The sequence below is a fragment of the Haloparvum alkalitolerans genome (assembly GCF_055381565.1).
On record NZ_AP043938.1, the window covers coordinates 2,121,997 to 2,141,510 of the forward strand.

Annotated in this window: 14 protein-coding genes and 1 tRNA gene; 8 read left to right on the forward strand and 7 right to left on the reverse strand. The window is 71.2% G+C overall.

What is annotated here, in order from left to right; all coding sequences use genetic code 11:
• Positions 1 to 22: 22 nt before the first annotated feature.
• From ACZ432_RS12860 to ACZ432_RS12875, 4 genes are all read right to left on the reverse strand, one after another.
• Entirely contained in the window at positions 23 to 1,666 is a 1,644-nt protein-coding gene (locus tag ACZ432_RS12860; protein WP_426962031.1) for a TrkH family potassium uptake protein, read from the reverse strand.
• Positions 1,663 to 2,340, reverse strand: coding sequence for a potassium channel family protein (locus ACZ432_RS12865; RefSeq protein ID WP_426962030.1), 678 nt, complete (start codon positions 2,338 to 2,340; stop codon positions 1,663 to 1,665). The genes ACZ432_RS12860 and ACZ432_RS12865 overlap by 4 nt, the downstream gene beginning before the upstream one ends.
• Positions 2,341 to 2,433: 93 nt before the next feature.
• The gene (locus ACZ432_RS12870; protein WP_058365887.1) at positions 2,434 to 2,691 is read right to left on the reverse strand and encodes a hypothetical protein; all 258 of its coding nucleotides are present in this window, start codon (positions 2,689 to 2,691) and stop codon (positions 2,434 to 2,436) included.
• Between the two features lie 109 nt (positions 2,692 to 2,800).
• Positions 2,801 to 3,928, reverse strand: coding sequence for a PGF-CTERM-anchored ABC transporter substrate-binding protein (locus ACZ432_RS12875; RefSeq protein WP_426962029.1), 1,128 nt, complete (start codon positions 3,926 to 3,928; stop codon positions 2,801 to 2,803).
• Positions 3,929 to 3,990: 62 nt separating this feature from the next.
• On the opposite strand from ACZ432_RS12875, the gene btuC reads away from it, so the two are divergent.
• The 4 genes from btuC to ACZ432_RS12895 all read left to right on the forward strand — a co-directional run bounded on the left by btuC (position 3,991) and on the right by ACZ432_RS12895 (position 7,787).
• Entirely contained in the window at positions 3,991 to 5,088 is a 1,098-nt protein-coding gene (gene btuC, locus ACZ432_RS12880; protein ID WP_426962028.1) for a vitamin B12 ABC transporter permease BtuC, read from the forward strand.
• On the forward strand, positions 5,085 to 6,383 hold the full coding sequence (locus ACZ432_RS12885) for an ATP-binding cassette domain-containing protein (protein WP_426962027.1): 1,299 nt from the start codon (positions 5,085 to 5,087) through the stop codon (positions 6,381 to 6,383). The genes btuC and ACZ432_RS12885 overlap by 4 nt, the downstream gene beginning before the upstream one ends.
• Positions 6,384 to 6,482: 99 nt before the next feature.
• Positions 6,483 to 7,478: a class I SAM-dependent methyltransferase gene (locus tag ACZ432_RS12890; protein ID WP_426962026.1), complete on the forward strand. Its 996-nt coding sequence runs from the start codon at positions 6,483 to 6,485 to the stop codon at positions 7,476 to 7,478.
• Between the two features lie 236 nt (positions 7,479 to 7,714).
• Positions 7,715 to 7,787, forward strand: a tRNA-Thr gene (locus ACZ432_RS12895).
• Between the two features lie 42 nt (positions 7,788 to 7,829).
• On the opposite strand, the gene ACZ432_RS12900 is transcribed toward ACZ432_RS12895, so the two are convergent.
• Entirely contained in the window at positions 7,830 to 8,165 is a 336-nt protein-coding gene (locus ACZ432_RS12900; protein ID WP_426962025.1) for a hypothetical protein, read from the reverse strand.
• Between the two features lie 227 nt (positions 8,166 to 8,392).
• Here ACZ432_RS12900 and gfo6 point away from each other — a divergent pair, with 227 nt between their 5' ends.
• The 3 genes from gfo6 to gltB all read left to right on the forward strand — a co-directional run bounded on the left by gfo6 (position 8,393) and on the right by gltB (position 15,983).
• Positions 8,393 to 9,466, forward strand: coding sequence for a D-xylose 1-dehydrogenase Gfo6 (gene gfo6, locus ACZ432_RS12905; RefSeq protein WP_426962024.1), 1,074 nt, complete (start codon positions 8,393 to 8,395; stop codon positions 9,464 to 9,466).
• 73 nt (positions 9,467 to 9,539) lie between these two features.
• The gene (gene proS / locus ACZ432_RS12910; RefSeq protein ID WP_426962023.1) at positions 9,540 to 11,015 is read left to right on the forward strand and encodes a proline--tRNA ligase; all 1,476 of its coding nucleotides are present in this window, start codon (positions 9,540 to 9,542) and stop codon (positions 11,013 to 11,015) included.
• A 306-nt stretch (positions 11,016 to 11,321) separates the two neighbouring features.
• Entirely contained in the window at positions 11,322 to 15,983 is a 4,662-nt protein-coding gene (gene gltB, locus ACZ432_RS12915) for a glutamate synthase large subunit (protein ID WP_426962022.1), read from the forward strand.
• A 61-nt stretch (positions 15,984 to 16,044) separates the two neighbouring features.
• On the opposite strand, the gene ACZ432_RS12920 is transcribed toward gltB, so the two are convergent.
• Entirely contained in the window at positions 16,045 to 16,866 is an 822-nt protein-coding gene (locus ACZ432_RS12920) for an aldo/keto reductase (protein ID WP_426962021.1), read from the reverse strand.
• A 201-nt stretch (positions 16,867 to 17,067) separates the two neighbouring features.
• On the opposite strand from ACZ432_RS12920, the gene ACZ432_RS12925 reads away from it, so the two are divergent.
• Positions 17,068 to 18,447 (forward strand): MFS transporter, encoded by a 1,380-nt coding sequence (locus ACZ432_RS12925; protein WP_426962020.1) that lies wholly within the window; start codon positions 17,068 to 17,070, stop codon positions 18,445 to 18,447.
• A gap of 30 nt (positions 18,448 to 18,477) precedes the next feature.
• Here ACZ432_RS12925 and ACZ432_RS12930 read toward each other — a convergent pair whose 3' ends face one another.
• Complete coding sequence (locus ACZ432_RS12930) at positions 18,478 to 19,485, reverse strand: amino acid kinase family protein (RefSeq protein ID WP_426962019.1); 1,008 nt, start codon at positions 19,483 to 19,485, stop codon at positions 18,478 to 18,480.
• Between the last annotated feature and the right edge of the window lie 29 nt (positions 19,486 to 19,514).

The window sequence follows — 19,514 nt, forward strand, 5'->3', positions numbered from 1 at the left end:
GGGTTCGGTCACGTCGCCGCCATCAGTGGCCGAGCCCGTACACGACCGACCGAACCAGCGCGAGGACCGGAATGATCTCGAGCCGACCGATCCACATGTTGAACAGGAACATCGTCTCCGCAACCGGGTGCATGTCCGGTCCGGCGATGCCGGTCGAGAGTCCGACGTTCCCCTGTGCGCTCGCGACCTCGAAGAGGGCGTCCGCGTATCCGAACTCCGGCCCGGCGAGGTTGACCAGTACCACGCTCCCCGCCACGAGGAAGAGGATCCAGAGCAGGCTCACGATGGCGGCCTCGCCGAACTCGCGTTCCATCTCGCCGCGGTCGAGCACGCGGCCGTCGATACGGGCGACCGCGACCGCGCTACTCGGGAGGAAGGCGCGCGAAAACTGCCAGATTGCTCCCCGTCCGATGGTGTAAGCGCGGACGATCTTGATCCCGCCCACGGTGCTCCCGGCCGCGCCACCGATAACCATCGACGCGCTCGTGATCAGCTTTGCCCCATCGCCCCACTCGCCGATGGGTGCCGACTGGAAGCCCGTACAGGAGAGCGCGCTCACGAGCTGGAACGTAGAGTCTCGGAGCGCGTCCGTTTGAGCGCCCGTCAGCCCGAGCGCCGCCCAGTCTCCGTCGAAGGCGGCCGGGAGCGCGTTCGCGGTCAGGACGTTCTGAACGCCCAGCAGGACGACACCGACCGCCAGCAGGATGAACAGCCACCGCGTCTGGAGGTCGCCGTACAGCTCCCCGAGATCGTGGTCGGAGAGGACGGCGTAGTGGACCGGAAACGCGATGGCGCCGAGGACCATGACCGGTAGCAGCACTCCCTCCACGAGTGGGGAGTCGTACGTCGCGATCGAGTTGTCGGTGACGCTGAACCCGCCGGTCGTAAGCCCGGTCATCCCGTGGTTCAACGCCTGCCACGCGGTTTCCGCCAGCGAAAGCGTGGTCCCGTAACTGCTCGTTCGGATAGCGACGAACAGCAGCACGGCGGCCAGCAGCGTGTAGCCCACGACGATCTTCCAGACGGTCCGGACCGTCGAGACTACGCTCGGATGGATCCGCTCTGAGCGCGCCTCGCTTCGGTAGAGGGCGTAGCTCCCGCTGCCGGGACGCGCGAGGATCGCCACCGTCAGCACGATGACGCCCACGCCGCCGACCCACTGGATGAACGAGCGCCACCACTGGACTGCACGCGGGAGCGACGGTTCGTGTCGAGCCATGGTGAGCCCGCTACCCGTCCAACCGCTCATGCTCTCGAAGAGCGCGTGGAGGGGGTTCGCGAAGACACCGAGGCTGGACGCGTCGTAGGCCGCACCCGCGGGCACGTACGTCGCCATCACCGATGCCGGGACGAGGTGCGCCGACAGGAAGAACGGGAGCGCACCGAAACACGCGGTCGCGAACCAGCCGCCCGCCGCGATGACCATCCCGTGTTTCATCTTCGGTTCCGGTGCGGCCGCGAACCGCCGTCTGGCCGCGGCGCCTGCTACGACGGTGATGCCCGCGGACAGAAGGAACGCGGCGCCGACGTACCACTCGCCGAAGACGGCCGCGAGAGACGCGGAGACGACCATCAGCGTCGACTGCAAGCCGACGAGCGACCCGATGTCCCGGACGATGGTCGCGTAGTCGGAGGGCAGTCCCCCGACGCGTTTTCCGGCCGTCATTTGTCGGGACGTCCGAACAGCCCGTCGACGTTCTCCGGGACGCCGGACGCGGAGTAAATCGTCAGCAGGTCCTCGGGCTCGATACGGGTGTTCCCGCGAGGGGTAATCGGCGGCTCCCCGTCATCGCGCTCGACCGCAACCACGAGCATCTCGTCACCGAGGTGGCCCGCTTCCGCGGCCTCGGCCAACGTGAGTCCGGCCACCTCCCCGTTCGGGAACACCTCCACCTCGAAGACCTCCGCCGTCTCGCCGATGTGCATGTGATCGACGATGGAGGGTCGTCGGGCAGACCGATAGAGGTGTTCGGCGATCAGTCGCTGAGGGTTCTTCATCGTGTTGACCCCGATCCGCTCGAACAGCGCCATGTGTTCTGGGTCATGGACGACCGAGACGACCGTCGGTACGTCCAACTCGCGGGCGAGCAGACACACCATCACGTTCGTGGCGTCGTGGTCGGTCGTCGAGACGAGGCTGTCAGCCCGACCGGCCTCGGCCTCCTCGAGCGTCTCCTTCGTAGTCGCGTCCGCGTTGAGGACGAGACAGTCGAAGTCCATCGCGGCCTCGTTCGCGCGCTCCGGATCGCTCTCGATGACCACGACTTCGTTCCCGTCTCGTGTGGCCATCTCGATGAGCGGCCGACCGATGTCGCCGGCACCGACGATCACGACGTACATGGTCCGCACTGTAACAGGAATTCGGATAAGCGTCCCGATCGGTTGAGGGCGCTCTCGCTCGGCTCACTGGCCGCCGGTCCCGCCGGCACACGGTCAGTGGCGCTTGATGTGGTACGCATAGCCCCACACGAACGCCAGCACCGCGATGGCCGCGACGTACAGCGCCGTCGCGGTCAGGCCGGCGTCGAGCGTCACGATCGGATGCGCGCTCACGACGGTCGCGGCGGACTCGATCATCGCCTCCACGTCCCTGGTCGTGACGAGCGTCTCGATGAGTCGGGAGAGCACGGGCCCGACCAGCAGCACGACGACCGCCGCCATCGCGTGCGAGAGGCCAGTCTGCGTCGGCATACGTAGTACCTGCGCGGGGGCGGCAAAAATCTTTATTCGGACGACAGGTTCGCCGTCGCGGCGGGGCGTCGCCGCCGGCGACGGGGATCGAGGCGTTTCGGCCGCGCCGCTATCGCCGGACGCGAGTCGCCGCGAGCGCGCTCCCGAGGACGGCGACGAGCGCGGCGACCGCGCCGAAGCCGGGCGCGGAGTCGCCGGACGTGTCGCCCTCGGTGGTCCCGGGCGCCTCAGTCGTCGCGGGAGCCTCCGTCGCGTCCGCCGTCTCCTCGTCGTCGACCTCGCCCTCGGCCTCCACCGAGACCTCGGAGCGTTCCACGTACGTCGAGTTGTCGTAGATGTCCCCGTGGACCTGCCGGGTCATGTCGTGGATCGTGTTGACCACGCTGGCGGGCGCGGGCTGGTTGAGCCAGTGGACCTCCAGGTAGACCGCGTTGCCCTCCTCGCCCGCGGTCGTGCTGGCGTACGGCTCCTCGTCGAGCGCGGAGTCGCCGCGGCTGTTGACGACGATCCACTCGGGGTCGAGTTCGAGGACGACCTCGTCGGAGATCTGCGGGTAGCCGTCCGCGACCGTCGCGGCGGTGTTGTTCGTCCCCGCGAGCGTGAACGTCGCGTTGATGAACGTGTCGCCGCCGGCCACGAAGCCGCTGCCGAGCGGGTAGAGCACGCGCGGCCGGTCGGCGTCGGCGGTGACGTTCGAGACCGCGTCGACGTTCGCGTTCATCCACGCGTTCGTCTCGGCGGCGCCCTCGCAGTTGCCGGTCAGCTTCCCGATGGTGGTCGTCTTCTGGGCGATGTCGTCGGTGGTTTTCGCCTCCGGGAAGTGGTAGACGGTCAGGCCGGCGTCGCGCAGCGCCTGGACCTGCCCGGCGGAGGCGTTCGGCGCCAGCACGAGGTCCGGCTCCGTGCCGGCGACCTTCTCGACGTCGACGCCGCGCTCGGCGGAGACGTCGGTCTTCTCGTCGGCGCCGTCGAGGTACATCGCGTACTGGGTCACGCCGACGACCTGCGACTCGCCGCCGATCTCCCACATCGTCTGGGCCGCCGAGGGGTTCGTCGTCGTCACGCGCTCGGGCGGTTCTTCCAGGGTTATCTCCTCGCCGGTCGCGTCCGTCATCGTGACCGGGAACTCGCACGTCTCGTAGGTCGCGTCGGGCTGGGCCGCCGCGGGCGCCGCGAATCCGCCGAGCGCGGCGGTCGCGACGAGCAGCGCCGTCACCAGCACCAGTCTGTCACGCATCGTCTATCAAACGCGGATAGTCCAATAAGTATTTATCTAACGCAAGCCGGGTTGTGAACGAGATGCGCACCCTGACGCGGACCGCGGGCTGGTCGGCCGCGCTCTGCTGTCTGCTGGCGGTCGTCGTCACCGCCAGCGCCGCGCTCGGGCCCGTTCGCGTGCCGCCGGTCGAGGTGGCGAAGGTGCTGTTGAACGGGGTCGCGGTGCCCGCGAGCGTCGAGTTCGGCGTTCGCGGCGCGATCGGCCCCCTCCTGGTCCCGAGCGTCGACGTGGGCTTCGCACCCGTGTTCACCTACCCGGTCGAGGACCTCCACCGACAGATCGTGGTGAACATCCGGCTGCCGCGGATCCTGCTCGGAGCCGTCGTCGGTTTCGGGCTCGCGGCGGCCGGCACCGTGATGCAGGGGTTCTTCCGGAACCCGATGGCGGACCCGTCGATCATCGGCGTCTCCTCGGGCGCCGCGACGGGCGCGGTCGCGTTCCTCGTGTTCCCGGCGACGATCCCGTTCGGCTTCGGCCTGCAGGGCGCGGCGTTCTCGGGCGCGCTGCTGGCGGCGTTCGGCGTCTACGCCATCGCCACGCGGAACGGCCACACGCCCGTCGCCACCCTGCTCCTGGCCGGCGTCGCGGTCCAGACGTTCCTCGGCGCGGTCATCTCCTACCTCCAGTTGCAGGCGGAGAACAACCTCCGCGAGGTCGTCGCGTGGCTGATGGGCCACCTGGGCAACGCCTCGTGGGACGAGGTCCGGGTGACGGTCGTCGCCGTCCCGCTGCTGTTTCTGGTCCTGCTGGCGTACGCTCGCGACCTGAACGTCCTGCTGCTCGGCGAGGAGGAGGCCCGCGGGCTCGGCATCGCGGTCGAGCGCACCAAGTTCGTCCTGCTGTCGGTCTCGGCGCTGATCACCGCCGCGGGCGTGGCGGTGACCGGCGTCATCGGCTTCGTGGGCCTGATCATCCCGCACATGCTCCGGCTCGTGGTCGGCCCGGACCACCGGATACTGCTCCCGACCGCCGCGCTCGCGGGCGCCTCGTTCCTCGTCGCGGCGGACACCGTCGCGAGGCTCGGCGCCGCGGAACTCCCCGTCGGCGTGGTCACGGCCGCGGTCGGCGCGCCCTTCTTCCTGTTCCTGCTGCGTCGCCGGGAGGTGCACGAGCTGTGAGCCGGACGGACGGGGAGGTCGGCCCCTCCGGCACCGACCACTCCGGCTCCGGTACCGACCACTCCGACGCCGACCGCTCCGTGGCGTCTCCAGTCATCGGCGCCGAGGGCCTGACCGTCTCGCTCGGCGGCGTCGAGGTGCTGTCGGGCGTCGACCTCGAAGTCCGACCCGGGGAACTCGTCGGCCTCGTGGGGCCGAACGGCGCCGGCAAGACGACGCTCTTGCGCGCGCTCCGCGGGTCGCTCGACCTCGACGCGGGGACCGCCTCCGTGGGCGGCGATACGGTCGCGGGCCTCCCGGCGAAGGAGATCGCGCGGCGCGTCGCCTCCGTGCCGCAGGACGCGACGCCCTCCTTCGAGTTCACCGTCGAGCAGGTGGTGGAGATGGGCCGGACCCCGCACCGCTCCCGCTTCTCGGGACCGGACGCGACTGACGCCGCGGCCGTCGAGGAGGCGATGGACCGCACCGCAGTCGCACAGTTCGCGGACCGTCCGGTGACCGCGGTGTCGGGGGGCGAGCGCCAGCGCGTCCTCCTCGCGCGGGCGCTCGCGCAGTCGACTCCCGCGCTCCTGCTGGACGAGCCGACCGCGGGCCTCGACGTGAACCACGCCGTCCGCACGCTCGAACTCGTCTCGGAACTGGTCGCCGAGGGGAAGGCGGCGCTGGCGGCGATCCACGACCTCGACCTGGCGGCGCGCTACTGCGACCGGATCGTCGTGTTGTCCGACGGGGCGGTGCTCGCGGCCGGGCCTCCCGAGGAGGTGTTGACCCGAGGATCGATCCGCGAGGCGTTCGACGCGCGGGCGGCGGTCACCGAGGACGCGACCACGGGCGCGCCGCGCGTGACCCCCCTCCCGGACCTCCGCGAGGGCGCGCCGACCGCTCGGGTTCACGTCGTCGGCACCGGCACGCGGGCGGCGACCGTTCTGGGACGGCTCGCGGCGGCCGGCCACGCCGTGAGCCTCGGCGTCGCGCCGAGCGGCGACGCGGCCGCGGCGACCGCACGCGAGGTCGGGGCGGAGCCGGTCCTCGTCCCGGCGTTCGCGGGCGTGAACGACGACGCGCGCGAGGCGGCCGCGGAGCGGGCCGAGGGGGCGGACGCGGTCGTCGTCGTCGGTGAACCGGCTGCCGGGAACCGGGCGGTCGCGGAGACGGTTCCCCCCGCCCGTCGAGTGCTGGTCGACTGCGGCTCCCTCGACGGTGCGGCGGTCGGCGACGGGGACGTGGTGGAAACGGTCGGCGAGGTCGTCGCCGACGCGGACGAGAACCCGGTCGGCGGATTCCGGTTCGGCTAGTCGTCACTCTCGGCCGTCAGGCCCACCCTCCCGTCGAGGCCGATCGCCGGTGATCCGCGAAGCGTCACGCTTTATCCCCGCGGCCGCGGATGCCCGACGATGAGTGTCCCCTGCCTCGCCGTCTCCCGCGAGCGCGGCGAGACCGTCCGGAGCCGCCTCGCCGAGGCGGACGCGCTCGACGGCGACCACGAGATCACCGTCGAGGGCGACACGATCTACATCCCCGTCACGGACCCGGCGGCGGTGCCCGCGGACCTGGCCGGGGAGGTCGTCGAGCGCGAACCGGCGGCTCGGGAGTCCCCGGAGTCGCCCGCGGACATCCTCGGCTACGAGCCCTCCATCGAGCGCCTCGGCGACGTGGTGATCCTCGACGAGGACGACCCCGAGCGCGCCGCGGAGATCGCCGAGGCGGTGATGGCCTCGCACGTCCCCTGCGAGACGGTCGTCAACCGTGCGTCGCCGATCGAGGGGGAGTTGCGCGTCCGGCAGTGGGAGGTGCTGGCCGGAAACGGCACCGAGACGGTCCACCGCGAGTACGGCCACGAGTTCCTGCTCGACATCGCGGAGGTGTACTTCTCGCCGCGGCTCGCCACGGAGCGCCACCGCGTGACCGAGCAGGTCGACGCCGGCGAGCACGCGTTCGACATGTTCGCGGGCGTCGGCCCCTACGCGGTGCCGATGGCCGCGAAGGGCGCCGAGGTCGTCGCCTGCGACCTCAACGAGCGCGCGGTCGCGTACCTGCGGGAGAACGCCGAGCGCAACGGCGTCGCGGACCGGCTCACCGCGATTCAGGGGGACGTACGCGAGGTCGCCGACGAGTGGGCCGGCTGGGCGGACCGGCTGGTGATGAACCTCCCTCACTCCGCGGACGAGTTTCTGGACGCGGCCGTGACGCTCGCGGGCGATACGTGCGTGATCCACTACTACGACATCCAGCACGAGGACGACCCCTTCAGGCCGGGCGCGCGCGCCATCCGGGAGGCGGTCGCGGACGCGGGCGGCGAGTACGACGTGACCGTCGAGACCGAGCACGTCGTCCGGTCGTACGCGCCACACGAACTGAACGTCTGTCTGGACGTACGGCTGGAGAAGTAGAGCGATGTAGCGGTCGAGGGAAGCGATGGCGCCGGCCTGTTCCGTTTCAAAAAGTGCGCTGCCGTGATCGTCACCAGCAGCCGGAAGCCCTCGACCGCTCGTGCGGTCGCGGCGACGGGGGACAGCCGGTGCGTTGTCGCCGGATCGCTCGGACGAATCGGCGTGCGTCACCCTGACGCAGTGGCCCGATTCCGGAACCCTTATTTCCTTCATCGGGGTACGTGGAGGTACGTCGCGCCGGAGTAGCTCAGCTGGCAGAGCGATTCCTTCGTAAGGAATAGGTCGAGGGTTCAAATCCCTCCTCCGGCTTTCTCACGGAACGCCGCCGACCGCCGCCAGCCGTCCCGTTTCTCAGTCGTCTTCGTCGGGCTCGAACCCCAGCTCGCGCATCCGCTCGGCGACGCGTCGCTCCGTCTCCTCGGAGTACTCGCGCCGTGCGTCGCTCTCGACGTTGACGTACTTCAGCCGTCGCACCCGGTTGACGAGGTCGTCGGAGAGGTCGTAGTCATCCAGGTCGACCGCGAACAGCCCGAGGTCCTCGAGCAGCCGCTTCTGGACGCGGTCGGCCTCGGCGCCGGACGCCGCCCGACCCTCGGCGTCCAGCATCCCGATCACCTTCTCCTCGTCCAGCTGCTCGATCAGCCGGTCCATGCTCTTGGCGTCGGTCGCGTGCGGGCGGTCGTCCATGCCCCGATCATTGTTCTTTGCTCACATATGTGTTCGGACGGCACGGACACGTCCGGCGCGCTTCTCGGCCAGCGCCCCGTCACCCCCGAGAACGATGCCTCGATGGACGCCCGCGTCTCGGTTCCTCGATCCGACAGGACCGTCCTCTCGCACGGTTGGCGACCTCGTCCGACTCCTCCCGCTACCGCAACGCCAGCATCTTTTGCGCTGGCCCGCACCGTTTCCGTATGGACCTCGACGCGCTGTACGACCGCTTCGACGAGCGCGACTGGGAGACCCCCGCCGAGGGGACGCTCCGGGTCGCGATGGTCGGTCTCGGCGGCTGGACGCGGAACCACGCGATCCCGGCGGTCGCGGCCGGCGACTACTGCGAGACGACGGTGCTGGTCTCGGGCCACGCCGACAAGGCGGAATCGGTCGCCGCGGAGCTCCCGGGCGAGCCGGAGACGCTGGACTACGAGGCGTTCCACGCGGGCGCCGCCAGCGAGGCGTACGACGCGGCCTACGTCGCGACGCCGAACGCGCTTCACCTGCCGCACGTCCGCGCGGCCGCGGACCTGGGCAAGCACGTCCTCTGTGAGAAACCGCTCGAGGCGAGCGCGGAGCGCGCCCGCGCGCTGGTCGACGCCTGCGAGGAGGCCGGCGTGACGCTGATGACCGCCTATCGCCTCACCGCGGACCCCGCGGTTCGGTTCGCGCGGGAGCTCGTCCGCGAGGGCTACGTCGGCGAACCGGGACTCGTCCGCGGCCACATGACGCAGCCGGTGCTGGACCACGGCGACGCCGACCAGTGGCGGCTCGACCCCGACCTCGCGGGCCGCGGCACCTCGGTCACGGACCTGGGGATCTACCCCCTCAGCACCGCGCGGTTCGTGCTCGACGCCGACCCGGTTCGCGTCTCGGCGGCGATGTCCAGCGAGCACTCGGCGTTCGCGGACGTGCCCGACGAGCGCGCGAGCTTCCGGCTGGAGTTCCCCGACGGCCTCGTGGCCGACTGCGCGGCCAGCCAGAACCTCCAGCGGTCCGGGAGCTTCAGGATCGTCGGAACCGAGGGGGAGATCCGGTTCGATCCCGCGTTCTACGGCGACCCCCGACGCACCCTCGCGCTGCAGCGCGGGTCGACGAGTACGGAGTTCGCCTTCGACGCGGTCGACCAGATGCGCGCGGAGTTCGACTACTTCGGCAACCGCGTGCTGGCCGGCCGCGAACCGGAGGCCGACGGCGCCTTCGGCGCGGCCGACGTGGCCACCATCGAGGCGGTCTACGACGCGGCGAAGCGAGACGCACCGGTGGAGCTGTGAGGGAGCTCCCGAGACCGGGAGTCGGTGACACGCCTTCGGAGGGTTTACGTCCCACACGCCGGATTTTCCGGTAATGACCGAGGACGACCAGGAGCTCGGGATCACCGAGTCCAAGTCGCACAACACCGGTGAGTGGTACGCGGAGGTCGTACAGAAGGCGGGCCTCGCGAACTACGGTCCCGAGGGGATGAGCGGATTCATCGTCACGCGCCCCCGCGGCTACGCGCTGTGGGAGGCGGTCCAGGGCTTCCTCGACGCGAAGTTCAAGGAGACCGACGTACAGAACGCCTACTTCCCCATGTTCATCCCCGAGTCCTACCTCGAGCGCGAGAAGGACATCGTCGAGGGGTTCGACCCCGAGGTGGCGTGGGTGACCCAGGGCGGTCACGAGGAGCTGGAGGAGCGACTCGCGGTCCGGCCCACTTCCGAGTCCATCATCGCGCCCTACATGGCCCAGTGGATCCGGAGCCACCGCGACCTTCCCCTGCGCGTGAACCAGTGGTGCTCGGTCGTGCGCTGGGAGGCCACGGAGACGAAGCCGTTCTTCCGCACGAAGGAGTTCCTCTGGCAGGAGGGCCACACCGCCCACGAGAGCCACGAGGAGGCGTGGGAGGAGACGATGACGCGGCTCGACCAGTACGAGTCCGTCTACGAGGACCTGCTCGCCATCCCCGTGCTGCGCGGCCAGAAGCCCGACCACGACAAGTTCCCCGGCGCCCACACCACGACCACGGTCGAGGCGCTGATGCCCGACGGGAAGTCCGTGCAGGGCGGCACCTCCCACCACCTCGGGCAGTCGTTCGCGGAGGCGTTCGACATCACCTACTCGGACGAGGACGAGGAGGAACGCGTCGCGCACACCACCTCGTGGGGGCTCTCGTGGCGCTGTCTCGGCGCGCTGATCATGACCCACTCCGACGAGCAGGGGCTGGTGCTCCCGCCCACCGTCGCGCCCACGCAGGTCGTGATCGTCCCCATCTGGCAGGCCGACACGAAGGAGGACGTGCTCGAGTACGCCGAGGGCGTCGCGGACGACCTCGCGGACGCGGGCGTCAGCGTCGAACTCGACGACCGCGACGAGCGCAATCCCGGCTTCAAGTTCAACGAGCACGAGCTCAACGGCGTCCCCCTCCGGATCGAGATCGGTCCCCACGAGGTCGAGGACGGGGAGCTCACGCTGGTCCACCGCCCCGACGGCGAGAGCGCGGTCGAGGACCGCGAGGACGTGGCCGACACCGTGCGGTCCCACTTCGACGAGATCTACGGGAAGCTGTACGCGGCCGCCGAGGAGAACCTCGACGGCGAGGTGCGCGAGGCCGACGACCGCGCCTCCATCCTCGGCACGCTCGGCCAGCACGGCGGCTACGTGAAGACGCCGTGGTGCGGCGACGAGGCCTGCGAGGAGGAGATCAAAGACCAGATCGCCGCCGAGATCGTGATGGTCCCCTTCGAGGACGAGGACGACCTCGTCGACGCCGACCACGAGGAGACCTGCGGCGTCTGCGGCGAGGCGGCCGAGCGGACGGCCTACTTCGCGAAGTCCTACTGACTCGCGGAGTTGGTCCGTCACGCTGCGACCGAAACCGAACGGTTGATCACACGGATCTCCCAATATCTCTCCCGATCGGGTTTACAGTATAAACCTAAATGGCAAAATATCTGGAGAGTAGGCCGCTCCCATCTCCGTAAATGCCTTCGATATCCAAAAATACACGTCATCGATGGCCGACCGTCTACCCATGTGCATCAATGCCAGTCCCTGAAGAATAATGACCTAATATTCCCTAATGGGTGGGTAAGGCACCCTACCCATATCAGGGTTAGTCCTTTAACTCGAACTGCGTTTTGGTAGTGTATGACCAAGCCACACAGTAACACCCTCGAACCGGACGCGTCCGGGTCGGCGGGTCGCGACGCGGAGGCGAGCGGAGACGGGCTCGCGTCGCCGGACGACGACCGATCGAACTGCGGCGTCGGCGGGGTCGTCGACCTCGCGGGCGAGCCGAGCCACGACACCGTCGCCGACGCGGTCTCACTGCTGGAGAACCTCCAGCACCGCGGGACGACGGGAGCGGAACCGAACACCGGCGACGGCGCCGGGATCATGGTCGAGCGCCCGGACGGCTTCTTCGAGTCCGTCGTCGACGCCGACCTGCCCGACGAGTACGCGGTCGGCTCGCTGTTCATGCCCGAGGAGCCGGCCGCGGAGGCGGCGCTTCACGAGGTCGTCGCGGAGACGTTCGCCGAGTACGGGCTCGAGGTGCTCGCGTGGCGCGAGGTGCCCACCGACGCCGACGGCGCGGACCTCGGGGCGACCGCGCTCGACTCCGAGCCGAACGTCGTGCAGGTGTTCGTCGCGCCCGCCGCCGACGCGGACCTCGACGCGCGCTTCACCGACCCCGAGGCGGACGACACGGACGCGAACCCCCACCTCGGCTTCGACCGCGCGCTCTACGTCGCCCGGAAGGCCGTCGAGTCGGCCGCCGCGGACGTGGATGGCGGCGGCCGCTTCTACGTCTGCTCGCTCGACCGCCGCCGCGTCGTCTACAAGGGCCTGCTGAAGGGCGACCAGCTGGCCGCCTACTTCCCCGACCTCTCCGACGAGCGGTTCGCGAGCCGGGTCGCGCTGGTCCACGCCCGCTTCTCGACGAACACGCTCGGCGCGTGGCACCTCGCGCACCCGTACAGAAACATCGTCCACAACGGCGAGTTCAACACGATCCAGGGCAACATCAACTGGATGCGCGCCCGGGAGACGGACGTCTCCCACCCAGGCTTCGGCGCGGACCTGGAGACGGTCAAGCCGGTCATCGACGACCCGAACCAGTCCGACACCGCCAGCGTCGACAACGCGGTCGAGCTCCTGCTCCAGACCGGCCGGGACCTCCCGCACGCGCTCCGGATGCTGATCCCGGAGGCGTTCCGCGGCGACGACCTGATGAGCGAGGAGCGCGCCGACTGGTACGACTACCACGCCTCGCTGGTCGAGCCGTGGGACGGCCCGGCGCTCGTGATCGGCTTCGACGGCGACCGCGTCGCGGGCGTCCTCGACCGGAACGGGCTGCGCCCGTGCCGCTACGAGGTGACGAGCGACGACCGCCTCATCGTCGGCTCGGAGGTGGGTGCGATCCCGACCGACCCCGGCGAGGTCGAGTCCCGCGGCCGCCTCCAGCCCGGCGAGATCTTCGTCGCGGACTTAGAGAGCGGTCGGGTCGTCCCCGACGACGAGGTCTTTGACGACCTCACCGACGAGAAGTACGGCGAGTGGGTCGACGAGGAACAGGCCGCCCTTGAGGAGGTCGCGGCCGAGACGGGCGACGCCGCGGCGGACGCGGACGACGCCGATCCGGCCGAGCCCACCGTCGAGGAGGTGCGCGCCCACCAGGCCGCGTTCGGCTACACGACCGACTCGCTGAACCACCTCGTCGAGCCGATGGCCGAACAGGGGAAGGACCCGGTCGGCTCGATGGGCGACGACACGCCCCTCTCGGTGCTGACGGAGGTCGACCGCCCGCTGTTCACCTACTTCAAACAGCTGTTCGCGCAGGTGTCGAACCCGCCCATCGACTACATCCGCGAGGAACTCGTCACCTCGCTGGAGTCGCGGCTCGGCTTCCAGCGCAACCTGCTGGACGAGTCGGCCGACCACGCCCGCCAGATCGTCTGCGACTCCCCGGTCCTCACCGAGGCGGAGACGGCCTCGCTGAAGGCGCTCGGCGACGACCCCGACGACGCCTTCGAGAGCGCTGTCGTGGACGCCACCTTCGACCCCGACGCGGACCTGGCGGACGCGGTGGCCCGCCTGCGCGACGACGCGGCCGCGGCCATCGAGGCCGGCGCGGACGTGGTCGTCGTCTCCGACCGCGCGGTCGGCCCGGACCGGCTCGCCATCCCGAGCCTGCTGGCGACCGGGGCGGTCCACCACCACCTCGTTCGCAACGGGCTCCGCAACCACGCCGGCCTCGTCGTCGAGTCGGGCGAACCCCACGAGGTCCACCACCTCGCCACGCTGGTCGGGTACGGCGCCGGCGCGGTGACGCCGTACCTCGCGTACGACTCCATCCGCGACACGGTCGCGGGGCCGGACGGCGCGGACGCCGACGAGGCCCTCGCGGCGTACAGAAAGGCGCTGGAGGACGGCCTGCTGAAGACGATGGCGAAGATGGGCATCTCCACGGTGGAGTCGTACCAGGGCGCCCAGATCTTCGAGGCGGTCGGGCTCGACTCCGAGTTCGTCGGCGAGTACTTCGAGGGGACGGAGATCAGGACCGAGGGGATCGGCGTCGACGAGATCGAGGGCGACCTCCGCGCCCGCCACGCGATGGCGTTCGGCGCTGACCCTCAGCTGGAGACCACCGGCGAGTACGAGCACCGCTCCTCGGGCGTGAAACACGGCTGGAACCCGCAGACGGTCGGCACGCTCCAGCAGGCGGTCCGCGCGGGCGACTACGAGCAGTACGAGGAGTTCGCCGACCTGGTCAACGACCAGTCCGAGAGCCTCCAGACGCTGCGCGGCCTGCTCGAGTTCGACTCCGACCGCGACCCGGTTCCGGTCGAGGAGGTGGAGCCGGTCGAGGAGATCGTGGAGCGCTTCTCGACGGCCGCGATGAGCCTCGGGAGCCTCTCGCCGGAGGCCCACGAGAACAACTCCATCGCGATGAACCGCCTCGGCGCCAAGTCCAACACCGGCGAGGGCGGCGAGCCGCCGGAGCGGTTCGACACCGAGCGCGAGTGTAACGTCAAGCAGGTCGCCTCCGGGCGCTTCGGCGTCACCGCGGAGTACCTCGCGAGCGCCGACGAGCTACAGATCAAGATGGCGCAGGGCTCCAAGCCCGGCGAGGGGGGCCACCTCCCCGGCGAGAAGGTCAACGAGATGATCGCGCACGTCAGGTGTTCGACGCCCGGCGTGGGGCTCATCTCGCCGCCGCCCCAGCACGACATCTACTCCATCGAGGACCTCAAGCAGCTGATCTACGACCTGAAGGCGGCCAACCCCGAAGCGGACGTGAACGTCAAGCTCGTCTCGGAGGCCGGCATCGGCACCATCGCCGCGGGCGTGGCGAAGGCGAACGCGGACGTGGTCCACGTCTCCGGCCACTCCGGCGGCACCGGCGCGTCGCCGAAGACCTCGATCAAGAACGCGGGGCTGCCGTGGGAGCTCGGCCTCGCGGAGGCGAACCAGATGCTGCGGGCGACCGGCCTGCGCGACCGCATCCGGGTCACCGCGGACGGCGGGCTCAAGACCGGCCGCGACGTGGCCGTCGCCGCCCTCCTCGGCGCTGAGGAGTACGTCTTCGGCACCGCGTCGCTGGTCACCTCCGGCTGCGTGATGGCCCGGCAGTGTCACGAGAACACCTGTCCGGTCGGCGTCGCCACCCAGCGCGAGGACCTGCGCAAGCGGTTCCCGGGCGAGCCGGAGCACGTCATCAACTACATGACGTTCATCGCGCAGGAGCTGCGCGAGATAATGGCCGAACTCGGCTACACCGACCTCGAGGAGTTCATCGGCCGGCCCGACCTGCTGACCCAGCGCGAGACCGACCACGAGAAGGCGAGCCACCTCGACCTGTCGGCGGTCATCGCCGACCCCGCGGGCGACGTGCGCACGAAGATCCGCGAGCAGCGCCACGAGGAGGTCGCGACCGCGCTCGACTGGGACCTCATCGACGCCGCCGAGCCGGCGCTCGCGGAGGGCAAGCCGGTGACGGTCTCCGAGGACGTGACGAACGTCGACCGCGCGGTCGGCGCGACGCTCTCGAACCGCGTCGCCTCCGAGTACGGCGGCGAGGGACTCCCGGACGACACGATCACCTGCGACCTCGACGGCTACGCGGGCCAGAGCTTCGGCGCGTTCCTCGCGCGCGGCGTCACGATGGACCTCACCGGCGCCGCCAACGACTACGTCGGCAAGGGGCTCTCGGGCGGGAAGGTGGTGATCCGGACGCCCGCGGACGCCGGCTACGACCCCGCCGACAACGTCGTCGCGGGCAACGTCTGCCTGTACGGCGCGACCGCCGGCGAGACCTACGTCAACGGCGTCGCTGGCGAGCGCTTCGCGGTCCGCAACTCCGGCGTGAAGGCGGTCGTCGAGGGCGTCGGCGACCACGGCTGCGAGTACATGACCGGCGGCGTCGTCGCGGTGCTGGGCGAGTTCGGCCGCAACTTCGCGGCCGGGATGTCCGGCGGCGTGGCGTACGTCCACGACCCCGACGGCGAACTCGCCGAGAAGGCCAACACCGGGATGGTGACGCTCTCCGACGACCTCTCCGAGCGCGACGAGGCGATGCTCCGGCGGCTGGTGGAGAATCACGCCGCCTACACCGACAGCGCCCGCGCGCGGGAACTGCTCGACGACTGGGCGAACGCGGTCGAGGCGTTCACGCGCGTCCTCCCCGACGCCTACGCGGACGTCATCGCGGAGGGCGTCGGCGACGACGTGCGCGAGGACCTCCCCGACGCGGCCGAGGCGGGCGCCAACGTCCACGGCGACGCCGGCGCGGTTTCGGGCGACGACTGAGCGTCGAGGCCGCGCCTGACGGGGTTTTTGTCGATGACGTCAAGCAGCACGAGCGTCCCGCTTATCGGTTCCAGGCCGCCTCGTCGGGGTCGATCAGGCGCTCCTCGGCGTCGATCCCGTCGATAGCCGCGAGGTCCTCGTCCGGGAGGTCGACCTCGAGCGCGGCGTAGTTCTCGTCGACGTGGTCGCCGGTCCCCTTCGGGATCGGGACGACGCCGCGGGCCAGCGCCCACGCGAGCGCGGCCTGCGCGGGCGAGCAGTCGTTGCGCTCGGCGACCGCGGTCAGCGTCGGGTCGTCGAGGACCTCCCCGCGGCCGAGCGGCGAGTAGCCGACGAGGTAGTGGCCGTCGTCGTGTGCGAGCTGCCGCAGCTCGTCCTGCCGGAACCGCGGGTGACACTCCACCTGATGGGCCGCGATGGGCGCATCGAGGATCCCCGCCGCCTCCTCCAGCAGGTCGGAGGTGAAGTTGGAGACGCCGACGTGACGGGTTACGCCCGCCTCGCGGAGGTCGTCGAACGCCGGCAGCGTCGCCGCCGCGTCGTACGCGCTCGTCGGCCAGTGGACGTACAGCAGGTCGACGTAGTCGAGGCCGAGTCGGTCGAGGCTCTCGCGGGCGGTCTCTCGGACGTCCTCGGGCGCGAGGTTATCGGGGTGGACCTTCGTCGCCACGACCACGTCCTCGCGCGAGACGTCGGCGTCGGGGTCGTCGAACGCGCGCGCCAGCCCCTCGCCGACGGCCGCCTCGTTGTCGTACATCTGCGCGGTGTCGACGTGTCTGTAGCCGCGCTCGAGCGCGCGGCGGACGGTCGCGGCGCACTCCTCGGGGTCGTCGTTGCCGGAGGTGCCGAGACCGAGCGTCAGGTCGAGGTCGGTGTCGCTCATGGCCCTCCGTTCGGCCGGGGGGCGCATAAGCGGCGGTGCTGCGGAAAGCGAGGCGGGCACCCGCGTCGCGCTCGCGGAGCCCCACCGCTCCCCGACGAAGCCGTCGCGCTCGCGGAGCCCCACCGCTCCCCGGCGAAGCCGGCGCCTCGCGCGGAACGCCTTTTGTCCCGGAGCGAGAGAGGTCGACGTGGTGACACGGACGTGAGCGACCGGTGGCTGTACGCGTGGGGGGCGGGCTACGCCGCGGTCGGGGCCGCGTCGCTCCTCCTCCCGCTGTACGCGGTCTCGCTCGGCGCGGGCGCGGCGGTGGTGGGAGCGATGGCCGCCACCGCCGCCTTCGCGGGCGTGCCCGGCGCGCTGCTGTGGGGACGCCTCGCGGCCCGAACCGGGCGTCGGCGGCCGTTCGTCCTCGTCGCGCTCGGGGCGCTCGCGGGCGTGCTGGCGCTGGTCCCGTTCGCGAGCACGCCGCTCGGCCTGCTCGTCGGCAACGCGGCGATGTGGTTCGTCGTCTCCGCGGCCGCGCCGGTCCTGAACCTGATCGTCGTGGAGGGCCGGCAGGTCGCCGAGTGGGACGCGCGGATCGCCCGACTCAACGCGGTACAGGGCTACGGCTGGGTCGCGGGGCTTGTGCTCGGAACCGTCTGGACCGCGACGGTCCCGCGCGCGCTCGGCGCGGTGGCCGCACAGGAACTGTTGTGCTTCCTGCTCGCGGTCGTCGCGACGGGCGCGCTGGCGGCGGCCGCGCGCTGGTACCCCGAGCCCGCGACCACGAGCGCCGCGCGGTTCCGACGCGTCTTCGCACGCCTCGACCGGGACGGCTGGGGCGCCGGTCGGTACATCAGGTCGGTCCCCTACGGGCCGACGCGCCTCTACTGGGTGCTGACGGGGTATCTCGGCCGTGCCCGCCGAGCGCGTCGCCGTCCCGACCGCGAAGGAGGGGCGGCGGACGCGACCGCGGGTGACCCCGAGCGGTCCGCCCGGGACCGCTTTTCGGGCCCCCTGACCGCCTACCTCGCGGCGGCGACGCTGTTCTCGGTCGGCTTCGCGGTGTTCTGGGGACCGATGCCGGCGTACCTCGCGGAGGCCGGCTACGCGACCGGCGTCGTCTTCGGCCTGTTCCTCGCCGCGAACGTCGGGTCCGCGGTCTGTTACACGCCGGTCGGCCGCCTCGCGGCCCGACGTGGCCCCGCCGTGGTCCAGAACGTGGCGCTCGCGGGCCGCGCGGCGCTGTTCCCGGCGGTCGCCGCGCTCGGAACGGTGCTGCCCGCGGTCTCGCTCCCCGCGACCGCCGCACTCGGCGGGCTGTTCCTGGCCATCGGTGTGACGTGGGCGATGATCGCGGTCACGGCGACCGGGCTCGTGACGCGGCTCGCGAACGAGGCCCTCCGGGGGGACGCTCTGGGCGCCTACTCCGCGCTCGCCGGCGTCGGGACCGGCCTCGGGAGCGCGCTCGGCGGCCTGCTCGCGGGCGTCGCGGGCTACGCGGTCGCGTTCTGGGCGGCGGGCGGGGTCGTCCTCGTCGCGCTGGCGGTGCTCCTCCGGGCCGAGCGCTCCGCGTCCGAAACCGCCCCGACCGCGTGACCGCCGGCCCACCGTCGACCGGGCCGCCGCTCACTCCGGAACGATCCGGGTTCCGGAGTCGCCGTCGAGCGCCTCCGCGAGCCGGTCCGGCGCGGCGATCAGCGCCTCGCCGCCGGTCTCCCCGGCGAACGTCGCGCAGGCGTCGATCTTCGGTCCCATGCTCCCCGCGGGGAACTGGTCGTCCGCGGCGTGTTCGCGGACCTCCGCGGGCGTCGCCTCCGCCAGCCGTCGCTGGTCCGGCGTCCCGTAGTCCAGATACGCCGCGTCCACGTCCGTCAGGAACAGGAGCGTGTCCGCGCCGACCGCCTCCGCCACGAGCCGCGACGTGCGGTCCTTGTCGACCACCGCGGCGACGCCGTCGTACGCGCCGGCGTCCGGCGCGGTTCCGCCGTCATCGCTGTCACCGCCGTCACCGCCGTCACCGCCGTCGGCGGGGACGACCGGGACCCCCCCGCCGCCGCCGCAGATGACCGGCCCGCCGTCGTCGTCGGCCAGCCGACGGATCCGGTCGGCCTCCAGCAGTTCCTCTGGCTCCGGCGAGGGGACGACCCGCCGGTGGGCGGTGGCGCCGCCGGCCGCGTCGTCCCGGCCGTCCGCGGAGCCGGACGAGCGATGGACCGCCGTCGTCTCGAACGGCTTCGCGGCCGCCTCCTCGGCCGAGTAGTAGGGGCCGACCGGCTTCTGTGGGTTCTCGAACGCCGAGTCGTCCGGGTCGACTCGGACGCGGGTCACGACGGCGGTCGGCCGGCCGCCGAGCGCGTCGCCGAACTCCCCGGCCAGCAGGTAGCCGACCTGCGCCTGCGTCTCCGCGACGAGCACGTCAAGCGGCTCCGGGTCGCCCTCGGCCGCCTCTTCGGCGAGCAGGCGGTGGCCGACCTGCGGTCCGTTCCCGTGAGTCAGCGTCAGGTCGTGGCCGCGCTCGACGAGCGGTGCGAGCGCGTCGCGCGTCTCGCGGATCCGGGCGCGCTGGTCGGCGACGGTCCCCTCGCCGCTCTCGAGGATGGCGTTGCCGCCGAGCGCGACGACGGTGTCCGACATGTGCGACGCGTCGTGGCCCGGCGGGAAGG

Bases quoted from the DNA above. Each gene is read 5' to 3' on its own strand.
- ACZ432_RS12860 (WP_426962031.1), bottom strand. From the start codon at position 1,666: ATGACGGCCGGAAAACGCGTCGGGGGACTGCCCTCCGACTACGCGACC.
- ACZ432_RS12865 (WP_426962030.1), bottom strand. From the start codon at position 2,340: ATGTACGTCGTGATCGTCGGTGCCGGCGACATCGGTCGGCCGCTCATC.
- ACZ432_RS12870 (WP_058365887.1), bottom strand. From the start codon at position 2,691: ATGCCGACGCAGACTGGCCTCTCGCACGCGATGGCGGCGGTCGTCGTG.
- ACZ432_RS12875 (WP_426962029.1), bottom strand. From the start codon at position 3,928: ATGCGTGACAGACTGGTGCTGGTGACGGCGCTGCTCGTCGCGACCGCC.
- btuC (WP_426962028.1), top strand. From the start codon at position 3,991: ATGCGCACCCTGACGCGGACCGCGGGCTGGTCGGCCGCGCTCTGCTGT.
- ACZ432_RS12890 (WP_426962026.1), top strand. From the start codon at position 6,483: ATGAGTGTCCCCTGCCTCGCCGTCTCCCGCGAGCGCGGCGAGACCGTC.
- ACZ432_RS12900 (WP_426962025.1), bottom strand. From the start codon at position 8,165: ATGGACGACCGCCCGCACGCGACCGACGCCAAGAGCATGGACCGGCTG.
- gfo6 (WP_426962024.1), top strand. From the start codon at position 8,393: ATGGACCTCGACGCGCTGTACGACCGCTTCGACGAGCGCGACTGGGAG.
- proS (WP_426962023.1), top strand. From the start codon at position 9,540: ATGACCGAGGACGACCAGGAGCTCGGGATCACCGAGTCCAAGTCGCAC.
- gltB (WP_426962022.1), top strand. From the start codon at position 11,322: ATGACCAAGCCACACAGTAACACCCTCGAACCGGACGCGTCCGGGTCG.
- ACZ432_RS12920 (WP_426962021.1), bottom strand. From the start codon at position 16,866: ATGAGCGACACCGACCTCGACCTGACGCTCGGTCTCGGCACCTCCGGC.
- ACZ432_RS12930 (WP_426962019.1), bottom strand. From the start codon at position 19,485: ATGTCGGACACCGTCGTCGCGCTCGGCGGCAACGCCATCCTCGAGAGC.